Raw genomic sequence first — 13,798 nt, forward strand, 5'->3', positions numbered from 1 at the left:
CCGGCCGGGCGGCCCCGGCACCGCCGACCCGGCGGCCGGAACGAGGAGGCACGGGTGGCAGACGAGCGAGCACGATACTTCCGCCAGCTGCGCAGGCTGCGGCGGTCCGCCCGCCGGTGGAGCGTGCTGGGCGGCGGGCTGACCGGGGCGGCGGCGGTGCTCACCCCGTACGCCGGGCTGGGTCTGCCCGACGCGGCGTGGGCCGGCGCGGCCGGCAGCGCGGTGGCCCTGGCCGCCTGGCGGTGGATCGACCTGCGGGCCCTCGCGGCGCGCCCCGCGCCCCCGGCCCTCGACCCGGCCGAGGCCGCGGCCCGGTCCCGGGCCCGGCTCGTCGCCGCCGTGGAGCGGCTTCCCGCCGGGCAGGGGGTGGTGGCGGAGGTGCGCCGCGCCCGGTCCCGGCTGGCCCTGCGCGGCACCAGCGTGGCCGAGCCGTGGGCCCGGCTGGACCGGGCCGCGCTCACCCTCGGCGGGATGACCGGCCGGCTGACCGGCCTGGCCGAGCCGGCGGTGTCCGAGGCCGCCGCCGCCGACCGGTCGCTGCGTGAGCTGGCGGGGCGGGTGGCCAGCGTCGAGCGGGCCCTGCGGCTCGCCCCCGCCGACGCCCGCGCCCCCCTCGCCGAGGCCCACCGCGAGCTGTCCGCGCAGCTGGAGAGCGGGGTGGCGGCGTACGAGCGGCTGGTGGTGGCCGCCGCCGGCTACCTCGCCGAGGACGCCCGCTCCGACGCCGGTCACCTCGGCGGCCGGGCCGCCAGCGAGCAGGCCGCCGCGTCCCGGCTCGCCGAGGCGACGGACCTGCTGCACGGGGTGGCGTCGGCGCTGGCCGAGCTGCGCACCGTCGGCGAGCCCCTGCGCACCGTCGGCGACCCGCTGCGCACCCCCACCCACTGACCCGGCCTCACCCGGGCGTGGTCACGGCGACCGCCGGGGTGAACGGGGAGCTGCCGACGACGTTGCCGGCCCGCACCCGGTAGTGGTAGGTCACGCCCCGGGCCAGGCCGGTGTTGACGAACGTCCGTCCGTGCACCGTGAACGCGGCGACCTCCCGCTCGAACGCCGGGTCGACCGCCCGCTGCACCAGGAACCCGGCCCCCGGGCCGCCCGGCGGGTCCGCCGCCCAGGTCAGCGTCACCGTCGCGGTGTCCGGCGCGGGGGCGCTCGCGACGGCGGTCAGCCCGGTCGGCGGGGCCGGCCGGGGCGGGCTGGTGACGGCGGCGACCGTCGACCACGGCGACGCGACCCCCAGGTACGTGGTGCGCACCCGGTAGTAGTAGGTGGTCTCCGGGGCCACGACGGCGTCCACGTGCTGCTCCTGCACCCCGATGGCCGTGGTGGCGGGGCCGCTGGTGAACGTCGGGTTGGTGGCCCGCTGCACGTCGACGCCGGTGGCGAAGGAGCGGTTCGCCCAGCGCAGCGCCACCCGCAGCGGGGCGGCCGGCGGGATCACCGCGGCCAGCCCGGTGGGGGCGGCGAGGCGTACCGACGCCGGCACGCCGTTGGACCAGGCCGAGCAGCTCACCTCGTTCTCCGCCCGGATCCGGTAGTGGTAGGTGACGCCGGGGGTGACCGTGGAGTCGGTGTACCGGGTCGCGGCGGCGGCCACGGTGATCGCGGTGACCCCCTCGGTGAACGCGACGTCGGTGGCCCGCTGGAGCAGGTGGCTGCTGGCCGGCGGCCGGCCGCCGTTGCCGGTCCAGGTCAGCGCGATCGCCGGCAGCACGGTCGCCGAGCCGGGCACCGGCGTGGCGGTCAGCCCGGTCGGGGCGAGCGGGGCGACCCGCAGCACCAGCGGGCGGCTCATGCCCTGGTCGCGGTGGCCGGCGAGCTGGCTGTGCCAGCGGTACTCCCACCCCATGTTGACCAACTGGTTGACCACCGCCGCCGGCCGCCCGTCGACGGGGCTGACGGCCGTGGAGCCGATCCGGGCGCCGGCCGGGCGGGTCGGGTCGAGCAGCCGTACGCTGTCGCCGATCTTGAACGGCAGGGCGGGGGCGACCGGCCGCAGCGCCACGATCACGTCCTCGCGGGGGTTGACCCGCACCGTCTCCTTCCAGCCCAGCTCGTTGGGCTCGGGCGGGCGGATCGCCCCGTCCCAGCCGACCCGGTTGACCACCTGCACGTCGCAGCCGCCGACGTGCACGGGGTGGGTCTGCGGGGTGTTGCCGACGATCCGCCAGAGCTGGGTGCCGTCGGCGGGCGCGCCGACCTGCACTGTCGGGTCGGCGATCACCAGCGTCTCGGTGGCCGGGTCGACCGGCCCGAGCGGCAGGGTGGCCGGGCCCAGCGGCCCGGCGTGCGGGTGGGCCACCCCGAGCCGGCCGGCGACCCGCCCGTACGCGGGGTCGAAGACGTGCTGCACCGCCTTCACCGTCAGCGGCAGCGTCACCGGCGCGGCGGCGCCGACCGGGGTGAAGCTGACCGCGATGGCGTGCGCCGTGCCGACCGTCTCCCGGGCCGTCCGGGTGCCGAACGCGCGGTCGTACGCCGGCTGCGGCACGATCGGCGGGCGCTGGCTCGCCGCGTACGCGCCGGGCAGCCGCTCGGCCAGCCGGTCGAGGTCGTACGGCTCGGCCGGCTCGCCGGCCACCCGGAACTGGAGCAGGGTGCGGGTGTTCGGCCCGTACCCGGGCAGGGTGCCGGGGACGCCGCCCACGGCGGTGCGGTCCGGGGCGCCCGTGTGGTGGTCGTTGCGGGGGTCGAAGCGGGGCAGCGGGGCCGGGCAGTCGTTGTAGAGGATCAGGGTGGACCCGGGCGGGACGGCCGAGAAGTCGACGACGACGTCGGCCCGCTCCCCGGGGGCGAGCAGCAGGGTGTGCCCGTCGACGTTGAGCACCGTCGGGTCCTGCCGGTCGTACCGGTAGCCGACCGGCCGGTTCGGCAGCACCGCCGGGGCCGGCAGCAGGCCGCACTCGTTGCCGACCTGGATCATCGCCGGCCCGGCGGCGGCCGGGTCGGGCACCCCGCCGTCGCGGCCGTCCACGGGCCAGTGCGGCGGGCGGCCGGACGCGCGGGCGGCCTCCACCATCGGCACCTCGCCCGCGTCGGCGTCGAGCAGCCCGCCGTCCGCGTCCCACATCGGCCCGTCGGAGCGGGCCCGGTAGAGCTGGAGGTTGAGGGAGCGGTCCGCGCAGGCGTTGAGGATCCGCAACCGGTACGCCTTCGGCGCGACCGTCAGGTACGGGTACGCGACGCCGTTGACCAGCGGGGTGTCCCCGTACGCCTCGGGCACCGCCGACGGGTGCGGCACGCCCGGGGCCAGCGGCGGCTCGTCGGGGTCGGCGACGGGATCGTGGTGCGGGTTCGGCACGGGCCCGCCCGTGGTCCCCGGCGCGGTCGCCGGCTGCGCGTCGTCGGACCCCGGCCGGCCCGGCGGCGCGTCGGCCGGGGGCGCGGGGCGGGTCCACGGGCCGTAGTCCCAGCGGCCGGTCGGGTTCGTCCCCGACGGGCGGGACGGGTGCTGCCGGGGCTGGTAGACGTGCGGGTGCCAGAGGCTGCCCCGGGCCCCCCAGCGGTCGCGGTCCCACGTCGGGTCCTGGCCGGCGAGCTGCGTGTCGTCGGGCACGAACGTGCGGTCGGTGACCACCAGCGGAAGCTGCTCGGCGGGCAGCACCCCGTCGGCGACGAGGCCCTCCTCGGCCTCGTCGGTGAGCAGGTAGACGGCGAGCTGCCCGGAGCAGACGGTGAGCCGGGACAGGCCGAGGGTGTTGTCGTGCAGCCACATGAGCCGGCCGCTCTGCTCGTTGGGGTAGTAGAGCGTGGTCGCCCCCGGGCCGGGCGGCGGCATGTCCGGCACGTGGGTCAACCCCACCCCCGTCGGGTACGGGGTGATCTCCCCGGCTGGCGTCACCCACTGCCACGGGTTGCCGGCGCTGATCCAGCCGGTCTGCCCGCCGTACAGGTGCGGTACCGCCCGGTTCTGCGGGTAGGGCGCCGGACCGTCCAGCGGGCCCGGCCCGGCCCCGTCCAGCGTCGCGTCGACGGGCAGGAACAGCTCCCCGGCCCGGCCGGTGGGCAGCTGGTTGATGAACTTGATCCGCACCGGCCGGCCGCGCCGGGCCACGATCACCGGCCCGCACAGGTACGGCCGGTCGGGCGGGACGATCGTGTTGTGCCCGGTGCCGTCGGTGCCGAGGTTGAGCTGCCGGTAGCCGCGCAGCCGGGTGGCGGGCAGGTCGCGGTGCAGGCGCTGCGCGTACTCCTGGAGGCCGATCTCGTAGTAGTCGCAGCCCGGCCAGGTGATGGTGTCCGGCACGGCGACCGGCAGCCACCCGCCCAGCTCGGTGCGGCCCCCCTCGCCGGGCCGGGGCAGCGCGTCGACGAACTTGCGCAGGCCCGTGCCGGGGGCGACCCCGCCGCGTTCGTCGGGCGCGGGGACCGGCACCGGCAGCGGGCTGGCGGCGAAGTTGGGCACCGGGCCGAAGCAGCGCGGGACGGCCGCCGGGTCGAGGCTGGCCGGGGCTACCTCCTCGGCTTTGGCCACGTCGGGCTCGGTCGCCTCGGCGGTCCGGGCCGCCGGCACGGTCGGCCCCGGCTCCGCGCCGGTACGCGCGGGCCGGTCGACGAAGTTGGAGCGCAGTCTGCGGAACAGCACGATGGCTCTCCCCGGATCGATCGTGGCGTGGCGACCGCCACCCCCTCGGGGCGGCCGCACCCGCCCGTTGACGGTCGGTGAGCACTCAACCGCAGCATGCGACGTCGGAGGGCCGGTGCGGAACTACCCAATCGTCCCTATCTGCGGACGTCCCGGACGCTGGGACGGCGTGTCGCCGCAGGTCAGGGTGCGGACGCGGGCGGCTCGGGTCCCGCCCCGGGCCCTGTCCCGAGCCTCGGCTCCGGCTGGCAGGCCGGGCACCAGTAGGTGACCCGCTCGCCCAGCTCCTCCTTGCGGATCGCGGTGCCGCAGCGGCGGCACGGCTGGGCGCGCCGGCCGTACACGTAGCTCGTCTCGCCCCGGCGCAGCGACCCGGTGGTGCTCTGCGTCCACCGTCCCCGGTTGGCCGCCAGCAGCCGCTGGGCGAGCGCCACCGTGCCGGCCAGGTCGGGCACCGCGCCGACCGGCGTCCACGGCGACAGCCCGCGCAGGAACAGCACCTCGCACTTGTAGAGGTTGCCCACCCCGGCCAGGTTGCGCTGGTCGAGCAACGCCTCGCCGATCGTCGCCTCGGGTGCGGCGGCGAGCCGGCGGACCGCCTCGGCCGGGTCCCAGTCCGCGCCGAGCAGGTCCGGCCCGAGGTGACCGACGAGGGCGTCCTCCTCGGCGGTCGGCACCAGCGCCAGCTCGTGCAGGTGGTAGCCCACGGCGACCGCGTCGGGGGCGCGCAACACCGCCCGGATCAGGTGCGCGGGCCGGCCCGTCCAGCGTTCCCCCGGCGCGTACGCCCGCCACGCCCCGTCCATCCGCAGGTGCGAGTGCAGCGTCCAGCCGGCGACCCCGCCCGGCCCGCGCGTCGTCGACCGCCCGGTGGGGCCGGCACCCGGGCCGGCCGGCGCGGGCGCGGCGAGCCGCAGCAGCAGGTGCTTGCCCCGGCTCGCCGACTCGCGCACCGTCCAGCCGGCCAGGTCGGTGCCGGCCAGCCGGGGCACCCGGAAGTCGGAGGCCGTCAGCCGGGCACCGCCGAGCGCCCGCCCCAGCACGCGGGCGGTGTTCCAGACGGTGTCGCCTTCGGGCATGCCGCCATTGTCCCCGCCAAGACGGTGTTCACCCTGGCCGGGGCGGTGTGGGCACCCCGAGGGTCAGGGGCGCTCCTCCGGGCGGGCCGGGCGCACCATGTCCTGGTAGCGGGGGTGGCTGGCGCCGTAGACGGCGAAGTTGAGCCGGGCGAGGGTCAGGCTCAGGTCGCCGTTGGGGCCGCCCCGGACCACGTCCGCGTCGGCGTCGCTCTGACCGTCGTCGGTCCAGAAGCAGACCGGGCACGTGCCGCCCCCGGTCAGCGAGGCGCAACAGGGACATGCCGAAGGAACCCACTGAACACCCACCGGGAGAGCATTCCACAACCGACGATCCGGCATCACTCCGACGGTGGGCCGATTTCACGTTCCGGCCACATCCTCTTCGGCGGTGACGGTCAGCCCTCTTCGGCGGTGATGGTCACCAGGTCACCCGGTGCGACGCCCAGCACGTCGGCGGCCCGGCCGCCGTTGACGGCGGCGGCGACCAGGCCGGCCGAGTCGACGTACGCGACCAGCGCGCCGGACGGGGCGTCGCCGAACGTACGCCCGTGCGCCGCCGCCCGACCGGCCACCCGCAGCCGGGCCGGCAGCGGGGCGAGCCGCCTGCCCGGCGCGGCGAGCTGCACGTTGCCGAAGTGGTCCACGGTCAGCACCTCGGCGGCGAACCCGCCCGGCTCGTCCCGCACCACCGGCTCGGGCAGCCGGACCAGGCCCGCCGGGTCGACCGCCGGCCCGGCGTCGGCCAGCGGCGCGCCCGACGCCAGCCGGGCGGCCACCGGGGCGAAGACGTCCCGGCCGTGGAAGGTGCGCGACACCTCGGGTGCCAGCCACGCGGGATTGGTCAGCTCCACGGCGGCCGTCACCCCGCCCAGCGCCTCGGCCGCGTCGGGCAGCAGCCCGTTGTCCGGCCCGACCAGCGTCCCGCCCGGCGTGGCCAGGGCCACCCCGCGCCGGGCCGTGCCCACCCCCGGGTCCACCACCGCGACGTGCACCCCCTCCGGCAGGTACGGCACCGTCTGGGCGAGCACGGCCGCGCCCCGCCGCACGTCCGCTGGCGGGACGAGGTGGGTCACGTCGATCACCCGGACGGCCGGGGCGAGCCGGGCGATCACCCCGTGGCAGGCGGCCACGAAACCGTCGGCCAGGCCGTAGTCGGTGGTCAACGAGATCCACGCCATCGGCGTCCTCCTTCGTGCTCGCTCGTGCTCGCCTGCCCGGTTGCTTGCCGGCCGGTCGCTTCGCCTGCCGGACCGGCGCGGGGCGGCGCGGCTGCCGGCTCGACGCTAGCCTCCCGAGGCATGACGCGCGTGCTGCTGGTGCCCGGCCGCAACGACCCCCTGCCCGAGCACTGGCAGGAGTGGCTGGCCCGCCGCGATCCCGCGCGCCGGATGGTCCGGCACGCCACGCCCGGGCGATACGTGGCCGACGAGCGGGTCGCCGCCCTCGCCGCCGCCCTCGACGGGGTCACCGAGCCGGCGGTGCTGGTGGCGCACAGCGCCGGCTGCCTCACCGTGGCGCTCTGGGCGGCGTCCTGCGGGCCGGGCCCGGTGCGGGGCGCGCTGCTGGTCACCCCACCCGACGTCGACGAGCCGTGGACGGACGGGACGTCGGTGCTGCCGGCCCTGCCCGACGCCCCGCTGCCGTTCCCGTCGATCCTGGCCGCCAGCCGCACCGACCCCGTGATGACGTACGACCGGGCGGAGCACTGGGCCCGGCGGTGGGAGGCCGAGCTGGTCGACCTCGGCGACGCGGGGCACCTGACGACCACCGACGGCTACGGCCCGTGGCCCCTGGCGGAGACCCTGATTGCCCACCTGAGCACCGACTGACCGGGAGCGCGGGGAGGGCTCCCATGATCGTCTGTCGTTCAGTGAGACGACACGCCGTCTCTCTTCTCCCATGACAGCAGACGATCATGGTGCGCGCCGCCCGCCGTCGCCCCCAGCAGACCGATGCAAGGGTTACGGGCCGCCGCGTGCATGAGTACCGTGGGAAGACGACCCTGGGTGGGTGGCGCGTCACGCTGGGAGGTCGGGATGGAGCTGACCTTCGGGCAGCGGTTGAAGCTCTACCGTGAACGGGCGGGCAAGACCCGCGCGGTGGTCGGCGGTCTGGTGGGCCGCAGCGCCGAGTGGGTGAAGGCCGTGGAGAACGATCGCATCCTGCCGCCGCGCGTGCACATGCTGGATCGGATCGCCCGCGCACTCAAGGTCGACGTTTCCGCCCTGGTCGGGGAGCTGAGCGACCGGTCCGCCGTCGTCAACGGGCCGGAGCATTCCGCGCTCGCCTCGGTGCGCGACGCCGTCAACCGCCTCGCGCTGCCCGGCGCCGCGACCGCGCCACCGTTGGCGCAGCTCAGCGAGCGCCTTGCCGCAGCCTGGCGGGCACGCCACGAGTCCTCGGACCACCGGACGGTGTTGGCGACCGTGCTGCCGAACCTGGTCCGGGACGCGCAGCTCGCCGCGCTGACGTACGAGGGAGACGATCGCCGTCGGGCGCACGCGCTGCTGGCTGAAACCCTCGGGCTGGCCCAGATGTACCTTGCCTACCAACCTGCCGCCGAGCTGATCTGGCGCGTCGCCGACCGGTCGATGATGGCGGCGCAGGAGTCCGGCGATCCGGAGGCGGTGGCCCGCGCGGGCTGGTTCCTGTGCCAACTCCACCGGGACTCGGGCGACTGGGACACCGCCACGACGGTGGTGCTGGACCTGATCTCGGCGCTGGAGGCGCGAACGGCCGCCGCGAGCCCGAACCTGCTCGCCCTCTGGGGCGCGCTGCACTTCGAGGCCGCCTACGTGGCCGCGAGGGCAGGGGAGGAAGGCCGTGCCTGGCGGTACTGGGATCTCGCCGACGACGTGTCCCGGCGGCTGCCGCAGGGCTTCTACCAGCAGCAAACGTCGTTCTCCCGGATCATCATGGCCGCGCACGCGGTGACCCTCGCCGTCGAGTTGCAGAAGCCCGGTGAGGCGCTGCGGCAGGCCAACCGCGTCGACCCGGCTGGCGTCCCGTCGCGGCCACGCCGTGCCCGGCACCTGATCGAGGTGGCTCGCGCACATCTCGCCAGGAACGACACCGGGTCCGCCGTGGAGGCTCTCCGCCAGGCGTACGACGCGGCACCGGAGACGATCCGCTTCAACGGCTACGCCCGCCAGATCACCCTCGACCTGCTCGACGGCCCCAGGTCCGCACGAAACGGGGCACGCGATCTCGCGCTGAAGGTCGGGCTAGCCTCCTAAGCGGGTAGGAACCTTACCCGTTCCACCTCGTAGCGCTCCGTATGTTTCTCCTTGCGGAGCGCGGTCGACGGTGTGCGTTTCCGCAGTCTGATCAACAGCGGCGGCGTCGGTGCTTCCCACGAGCACGCTGCCGCGCCCCTGTGACCAAGGCGGAGTGAGCGCAATGGCATCTGATCGCGGCGATGAGTCGACGTCCAGCAGCGGCGAGCGGATGGAGGAGGCGGAGCGGGAGGCGGCCCGGCAGCGCATCCTCGCGCAGGCCGAGGCGGAGCGGATACCGGTGGAGGAGACGACCCGGGCGGTGCCGGATCGGCGGTGGCGTCGTGGCCGGTGACGAGCTGCCGGCGGGTCGCCGGGTGGCGCAGTGGCGGGTCCGGCGTGGGATGACGCAGCAGATGCTGGCCGACCGGTTGGGCAGGTCGAAGAGCTGGGTGGACAAGGTCGAACGGGGCGTCCGCGCACTGGACAGGGTGTCCACCTTCCGGGACATCGCCGTCGTCCTGCGCATCGACGCTTCGGTGCTGCTGGGCCGTGACGTGCAGCCGGCCGAGGTGACCGAACGCGTCGAGGGCGTCGAGCGGATCCGGGCGGCCCTGTCGACGTACGACATCGCTCTTGGCACGCCGGCGGCCCGCAGCGTCGTGTTGCCGGCGGACCGGTTGGCCCGGGACGTCGCGCACGCGTGGGTCACGTTCCAGCATGCCCGGTATCCGCAGGTGGTCGCGGTGGTGCCGGGTCTGCTGGCAACGGCGCAGCGTGCGCACGCCGACGCCCCGGACTCGGGGCGGGCGGCGCTGGTGGAGGCGTACCGGGTGACCGCGTCGCTGCTGGTGAAGCTCGGCGAGGGCGAGTTGGGCTGGCTGGCCGCCGACCGGGCGGTGGCCGCCTCAGCCGGCGATCCGGTGCTGGTGGCCGCCGCCTGCGTGCAGCTCGGCCAGGCGCTGCGGGCGTCGGGGCGGGCGCGGGCGGCGAGGTCGGTGAGCCTGGCCGCCGCGTACCGGATCGCCCCGCCCGACCCCGACGACGGCGTCCCGGCGGAGCTGTCGTTGTGCGGGGCGCTGCTCGTGCAGGCCGCCCTCGCGGCGGCCCGCGACGGTGACCACCGGGCGACGGCCGACCTGCTCGACGAGGCCGGCGACCTGGCGGCGCGGGTGGGCGACGGCCACGACCGTCATGCGACGGCGTTCGGCCCCACGGCGGTCGACGTGGCCCGCGCCGCCGCAGCCGTCGAGTTGGGCGCGGCCCGCGACGCGGTCGCCTGGCACGAGAAGGCGGTCAGGCGGAACGCCTGGCGGTGGCTGCCGCCCGAGCACCGCGCCGCGCACCTGCTCGATGCCGCGCGGGCGTACCTGCGCACCGGCGACCCGCGCGGAGCCGGCCGGGTGCTGCTCGACGCCGAACGCACCGCCCCGGCCGAGCTGCGCCACCGCCCTGCCGCCCGGCAGGTGATCGCCCAGGTGACCCGTGCTCCGCACGCCCCGGCCACCCTCGTCCAGCTAGCGCTCAGCCTCGGTGTCACCTGACCGGGAGTTTCCTCGTGCGCGGATTCGACCTAGCCCGCGCCGAGCCCGACGGGCGGCGTCCAGCTGAACAACGGCCCCGTGGCGAGGCTCCCCGCCATCGCCACCACCAGGTAGATCAGCACCACGCCCGCAGGTGACCAGGCGAAGTGGCGCGTCCAGTACGCGTCGCGGGCGAGCCGAGCGAGCAGCGCCCCGACCAGCGGAAGCGCCAGGTTGAGCACCAGCGCCGTGGTCAGGAGGGTCTCCGTGGTCGCGCCGAACGCCCGCGCCGCCGCATGGGTCGGCACATAGGGCGAGGACACCCGTCGCACCAACCCGACGACGAACAGGAACGGCACGCCGTAGAGCCAGGCGAAGAAGAGCACGCCGAGCCCGACGCGCCTCATCGGGCGGCCTGCCAGAATCCGCCGGCCACCACGGCGAGCCCGACGGTGATCGACACCGACAGGGTGCCGGCGAGGGCGGGGGAGGGGACCCGGCGCGCGAGCAGCGCGGTGATCGCCAGCGTGGTGAGCAGCATGGCCGCGAGAACCGGCGCGCCGACGATCGCCGCCAGAACGAACCCCTCCTGCGGCGTCAGGCAGGCGAAGATGACCGAGCAGTCCTGGTTCGGGTTCGTCGGCACGCCTGCGCTTCCGACGAAGACCGCGGCGAACACGGTGACGTACCAGCCGAGCGCGACGAGGAGGCTCGACCCGAACGAGCCCCGGCGCGGTGGGTCCACATCATCCATGCCCATGAACCTGCCACGCCCCCGGGGTCTGGCCCATCCGCTCGCGTACTCATTCCCGGCGGCTTCCCGTCGGCGGGGCGTCCGCGGTCGCCGGGGCACCCGCCCGTGCATCTCCCACCGGTCGACACCGGTCCAAAATGGGTCGATCGGGCCGCGCGGATCGGCGACCATTGCGGGCATCTCGCGGCCGGCGGGCCGCAACCGACTTCAGGTGGGGGACCGGTGCTCGCTCCGCTGCGCCATCGCGCGTTCCGCTGGCTGGCCGCCGGCCGCACGGTCAACATGCTGGGCAACGGCGTCGCGCCCATCGCCCTGGCCTTCGCCGTGCTCGACCTGACCGGCTCGGTGCGTGACCTGGGCCTGGTGGTCGGCGTCAGATCCCTGATGACCGTGCTGTTCGTGCTCTTCGGCGGCGTGGTGGCCGACCGGATTCCGCGCCGGCTGGTGCTGATCGGCTCCAACGCGCTGGGCGCGGCGACGCAGGCGGCGGTGGCCGCCGTCGTGCTCACCGGCACGGCGACGATCCCGCTGCTGCTGGCGCTCGGCGCGGCCAACGGCGTGGTGAGCGCCCTGGCCCAGCCGGCGTCGGCCGCCGCGACGCCGCAGACCGTGCCGCCCGACCTGCTCCAGCAGGCCAACGCGCTCATCCGGCTCGGCATCAACGCGGGCTCGATCGGCGGCGCGGCGGCGGGCGGCCTCCTCGTGGCCGCCGTCGGGCCCGGCTGGGGGCTCGCCGTCGACGCGGCCACCTTCGCCGTCGCGGCCGTGGCCTTCGCCGGGGTCCGGGTCGCCGCCCCGAAGGCCAGGAGCAGCCGTACGGGTGTCGTCGCCGACCTGCGGGTGGGCTGGACGGAGTTCACCGCGCGCACGTGGGTGTGGGCGGTGGTGCTCGGCTTCATGGTCCTCAACGCGTGCCTGGCCGGCGGCGTGCACGTGCTCGGCCCGGCCGTCGCCGACTCGACGGTCGGCCGCAGCGGCTGGGGCGTGGTGCTGGCCGCGCAGACCGTGGGGATGGTGCTGGGCGGGCTGATCGCCCTGCGGATCCGGGTGCGCCGGCTGCTGCTGCTCGGCGTGGCCTGCATGTTCGCCGAGTCGCTCCTGCTGTTCGGCCTGGCCCTGGCACCCACGATCCTCGTGCTGGTGGCCGCCGCGTTGGCCGTCGGCATCGCCGTCGAACAGTTCACGGTGGCCTGGGACACGTCGATCGCCCAGCACATCCCGGCCGACCGGCTGGCGCGCGTCTACTCGTACGACATGTTGGGGTCCTGGATCGCCATGCCGCTCGGCCAGGTGGCGGTCGGGCCGCTCGCCGCGACGATCGGGGCCCGCGACACGCTGCTGGCCCTCGCCGGGCTGGTGGTGCTCGCCGTCGGGGGCATGCTGGCCAGCCGGGACGTGCGCCGGCTGCGGGCGTTGCCACCCGGCCGGGCCGCCGAGGAGGCGCGGGCCACCGGGGAGCCACCCGCCGCCGACGGCCGGCCGGCCGACCCGGTGCCGGCCGGGGCGGGCGGCGCCGCCGCCGACGGGACCCCGGTCGGCTGACGCGGCAGCTCACGGCGCATCCCCGCCCCGGCCGGCGCGGATAACCGGTGGATGCCGGCGGCGGTGTCTTCTACCGTGCCGGTCGTGCCCATTCACGCCGATGAGATCCGCGCCACCGCCGAGCAGGTGCGCCGTCTGGTGGCGGACCAGTGTCCCCGCTGGGCCGACCTTCCCGTGACGCCCCTGCCCGACGAAGTGGAGGGCACCGACCACGTCCTCTTCCGGATCGGCGACGAACTCGTCGCCCGAATGCCCAAGATCGCCTGGGCGGTCGGCCAGGCCGAGTCCGACGCGCGGTGGCTGCCCACGCTCGCCCCCCACCTGCCCGCGCGGGTACCCGTCCCGGTGCACGTCGGCGAGCCGGGCGCCGGGTTCCCGTGGCCGTGGACCGTGGTGCCGTGGTTCGCGGGACGCACGCCGCCCCGGCTCGGCTGCGACGACGTGCGCCTGGCCCGCGACCTGGCGGACTTCGTGCGGGCCCTGCACGGGGTGGATCCGGCCGGGGGCCCGGCCAAGGCGCCCGGTGCCCGGGGGGCCGCCCTGCGCCACGTCGACGACGCCGTGCGGCGGGTGCTGCCCCGGCTCGCCGCGCACGACGACGGCTTCGACGTGCGCGCGGCCGAGGCGGCGTGGGAGGTCTGCCTGGCCGCTCCCGAGTGGGACCGCGAGCCGGTGTGGATCCACGGTGACCTGCAACCGGGCAACCTGGTCACCGACGGCGGACGGCTGGTCGCGGCCATCGACTTCGGCGCGCTCGGCGTCGGCGATCCGGCCCCGGACGTGGCCCCGGCGCTGTGGACGTTCACCGGCGCGGCCCGGGAAACCTACCGGGAGGCGATCGGGTACGACGACGCCACCTGGCGGCGTGCCTGCGGCTGGGCGCTCGCGCCCTCGCTGACCGGCATCGACTACTACCGGCACACCTTCCCCCGCATGGCCGAACACGGCCGCCACATGGCCCGCGCGGTCATCACCACCCTGACCTGACCCCACCCCGCCCCGCTGCGCCTCGCCTCGGTGATCAAGAGGTTTGCGTCATCGGTGAGATCAACTCTGACGCTTTTCTCTTGATCACCGACCCGGGTGGGGCGGGTGGG

At 76.2% G+C, this 13,798-nt stretch carries 13 protein-coding genes; 7 read left to right on the forward strand and 6 right to left on the reverse strand.

Annotated features, from left to right (window positions below; all coding sequences use genetic code 11):
* Positions 1-54 precede the first annotated feature (54 nt).
* Positions 55-888: a phage shock envelope stress response protein PspM gene (gene pspM / locus TK50_RS09725; protein WP_043962446.1), complete on the forward strand. Its 834-nt coding sequence runs from the start codon at positions 55-57 to the stop codon at positions 886-888.
* 7 nt (positions 889-895) lie between these two features.
* Here pspM and TK50_RS09730 read toward each other — a convergent pair whose 3' ends face one another.
* The 4 genes from TK50_RS09730 to TK50_RS09745 form a co-directional block, all read right to left on the reverse strand.
* The gene (locus TK50_RS09730; protein WP_043964187.1) at positions 896-4,591 is read right to left on the reverse strand and encodes a multicopper oxidase domain-containing protein; all 3,696 of its coding nucleotides are present in this window, start codon (positions 4,589-4,591) and stop codon (positions 896-898) included.
* A gap of 179 nt (positions 4,592-4,770) precedes the next feature.
* Positions 4,771-5,667, reverse strand: a complete 897-nt coding sequence (locus TK50_RS09735; protein WP_043962447.1) for a zinc finger domain-containing protein — start codon at positions 5,665-5,667, stop codon at positions 4,771-4,773.
* Between the two features lie 63 nt (positions 5,668-5,730).
* Positions 5,731-5,973: a CPCC family cysteine-rich protein gene (locus TK50_RS09740; protein ID WP_091277528.1), complete on the reverse strand. Its 243-nt coding sequence runs from the start codon at positions 5,971-5,973 to the stop codon at positions 5,731-5,733.
* 89 nt (positions 5,974-6,062) lie between these two features.
* Positions 6,063-6,845, reverse strand: a complete 783-nt coding sequence (locus tag TK50_RS09745) for an SAM hydrolase/SAM-dependent halogenase family protein (RefSeq protein ID WP_043962448.1) — start codon at positions 6,843-6,845, stop codon at positions 6,063-6,065.
* Between the two features lie 120 nt (positions 6,846-6,965).
* Here TK50_RS09745 and TK50_RS09750 point away from each other — a divergent pair, with 120 nt between their 5' ends.
* The 4 genes from TK50_RS09750 (at position 6,966) to TK50_RS09760 (ending at position 10,426) form a co-directional block, all read left to right on the forward strand.
* A complete protein-coding gene (locus TK50_RS09750; RefSeq protein WP_043962449.1) occupies positions 6,966-7,496 on the forward strand; it encodes an RBBP9/YdeN family alpha/beta hydrolase in 531 nt (176 codons plus the stop codon).
* 207 nt (positions 7,497-7,703) lie between these two features.
* Positions 7,704-8,903, forward strand: coding sequence for a helix-turn-helix domain-containing protein (locus tag TK50_RS09755; protein ID WP_043962450.1), 1,200 nt, complete (start codon positions 7,704-7,706; stop codon positions 8,901-8,903).
* A 163-nt stretch (positions 8,904-9,066) separates the two neighbouring features.
* Entirely contained in the window at positions 9,067-9,237 is a 171-nt protein-coding gene (locus TK50_RS34800) for a hypothetical protein (RefSeq protein ID WP_241773964.1), read from the forward strand.
* Entirely contained in the window at positions 9,227-10,426 is a 1,200-nt protein-coding gene (locus TK50_RS09760) for a helix-turn-helix domain-containing protein (protein WP_241773965.1), read from the forward strand. Before TK50_RS34800 ends, TK50_RS09760 begins: the two co-directional genes overlap by 11 nt.
* A 29-nt stretch (positions 10,427-10,455) precedes the next feature.
* Here TK50_RS09760 and TK50_RS09765 read toward each other — a convergent pair whose 3' ends face one another.
* A complete protein-coding gene (locus TK50_RS09765; protein WP_043962451.1) occupies positions 10,456-10,812 on the reverse strand; it encodes a hypothetical protein in 357 nt (118 codons plus the stop codon).
* Complete coding sequence (locus tag TK50_RS09770) at positions 10,809-11,159, reverse strand: hypothetical protein (protein ID WP_144420201.1); 351 nt, start codon at positions 11,157-11,159, stop codon at positions 10,809-10,811. The genes TK50_RS09765 and TK50_RS09770 overlap by 4 nt, the downstream gene beginning before the upstream one ends.
* A gap of 222 nt (positions 11,160-11,381) precedes the next feature.
* On the opposite strand from TK50_RS09770, the gene TK50_RS09775 reads away from it, so the two are divergent.
* Both TK50_RS09775 and TK50_RS09780 read left to right on the forward strand, forming a co-directional pair.
* Positions 11,382-12,701 (forward strand): MFS transporter, encoded by a 1,320-nt coding sequence (locus TK50_RS09775; protein WP_063838559.1) that lies wholly within the window; start codon positions 11,382-11,384, stop codon positions 12,699-12,701.
* 84 nt (positions 12,702-12,785) lie between these two features.
* Positions 12,786-13,688 (forward strand): aminoglycoside phosphotransferase family protein, encoded by a 903-nt coding sequence (locus tag TK50_RS09780; protein ID WP_199485991.1) that lies wholly within the window; start codon positions 12,786-12,788, stop codon positions 13,686-13,688.
* Positions 13,689-13,798: the final 110 nt, after the last annotated feature.

The sequence above is a fragment of the Micromonospora haikouensis genome (assembly GCF_000876225.1).
Lineage (GTDB): Bacteria > Actinomycetota > Actinomycetes > Mycobacteriales > Micromonosporaceae > Micromonospora > Micromonospora haikouensis.

Coding starts and splice junctions, on each gene's coding strand:
- TK50_RS09735 (WP_043962447.1), bottom strand. CDS start 5,667: ATGCCCGAAGGCGACACCGTCTGGAACACCGCCCGCGTGCTGGGGCGG.
- TK50_RS09745 (WP_043962448.1), bottom strand. CDS start 6,845: ATGGCGTGGATCTCGTTGACCACCGACTACGGCCTGGCCGACGGTTTC.
- TK50_RS09750 (WP_043962449.1), top strand. CDS start 6,966: ATGACGCGCGTGCTGCTGGTGCCCGGCCGCAACGACCCCCTGCCCGAG.
- TK50_RS09755 (WP_043962450.1), top strand. CDS start 7,704: ATGGAGCTGACCTTCGGGCAGCGGTTGAAGCTCTACCGTGAACGGGCG.
- TK50_RS34800 (WP_241773964.1), top strand. CDS start 9,067: ATGGCATCTGATCGCGGCGATGAGTCGACGTCCAGCAGCGGCGAGCGG.
- TK50_RS09765 (WP_043962451.1), bottom strand. CDS start 10,812: ATGAGGCGCGTCGGGCTCGGCGTGCTCTTCTTCGCCTGGCTCTACGGC.
- TK50_RS09770 (WP_144420201.1), bottom strand. CDS start 11,159: ATGGATGATGTGGACCCACCGCGCCGGGGCTCGTTCGGGTCGAGCCTC.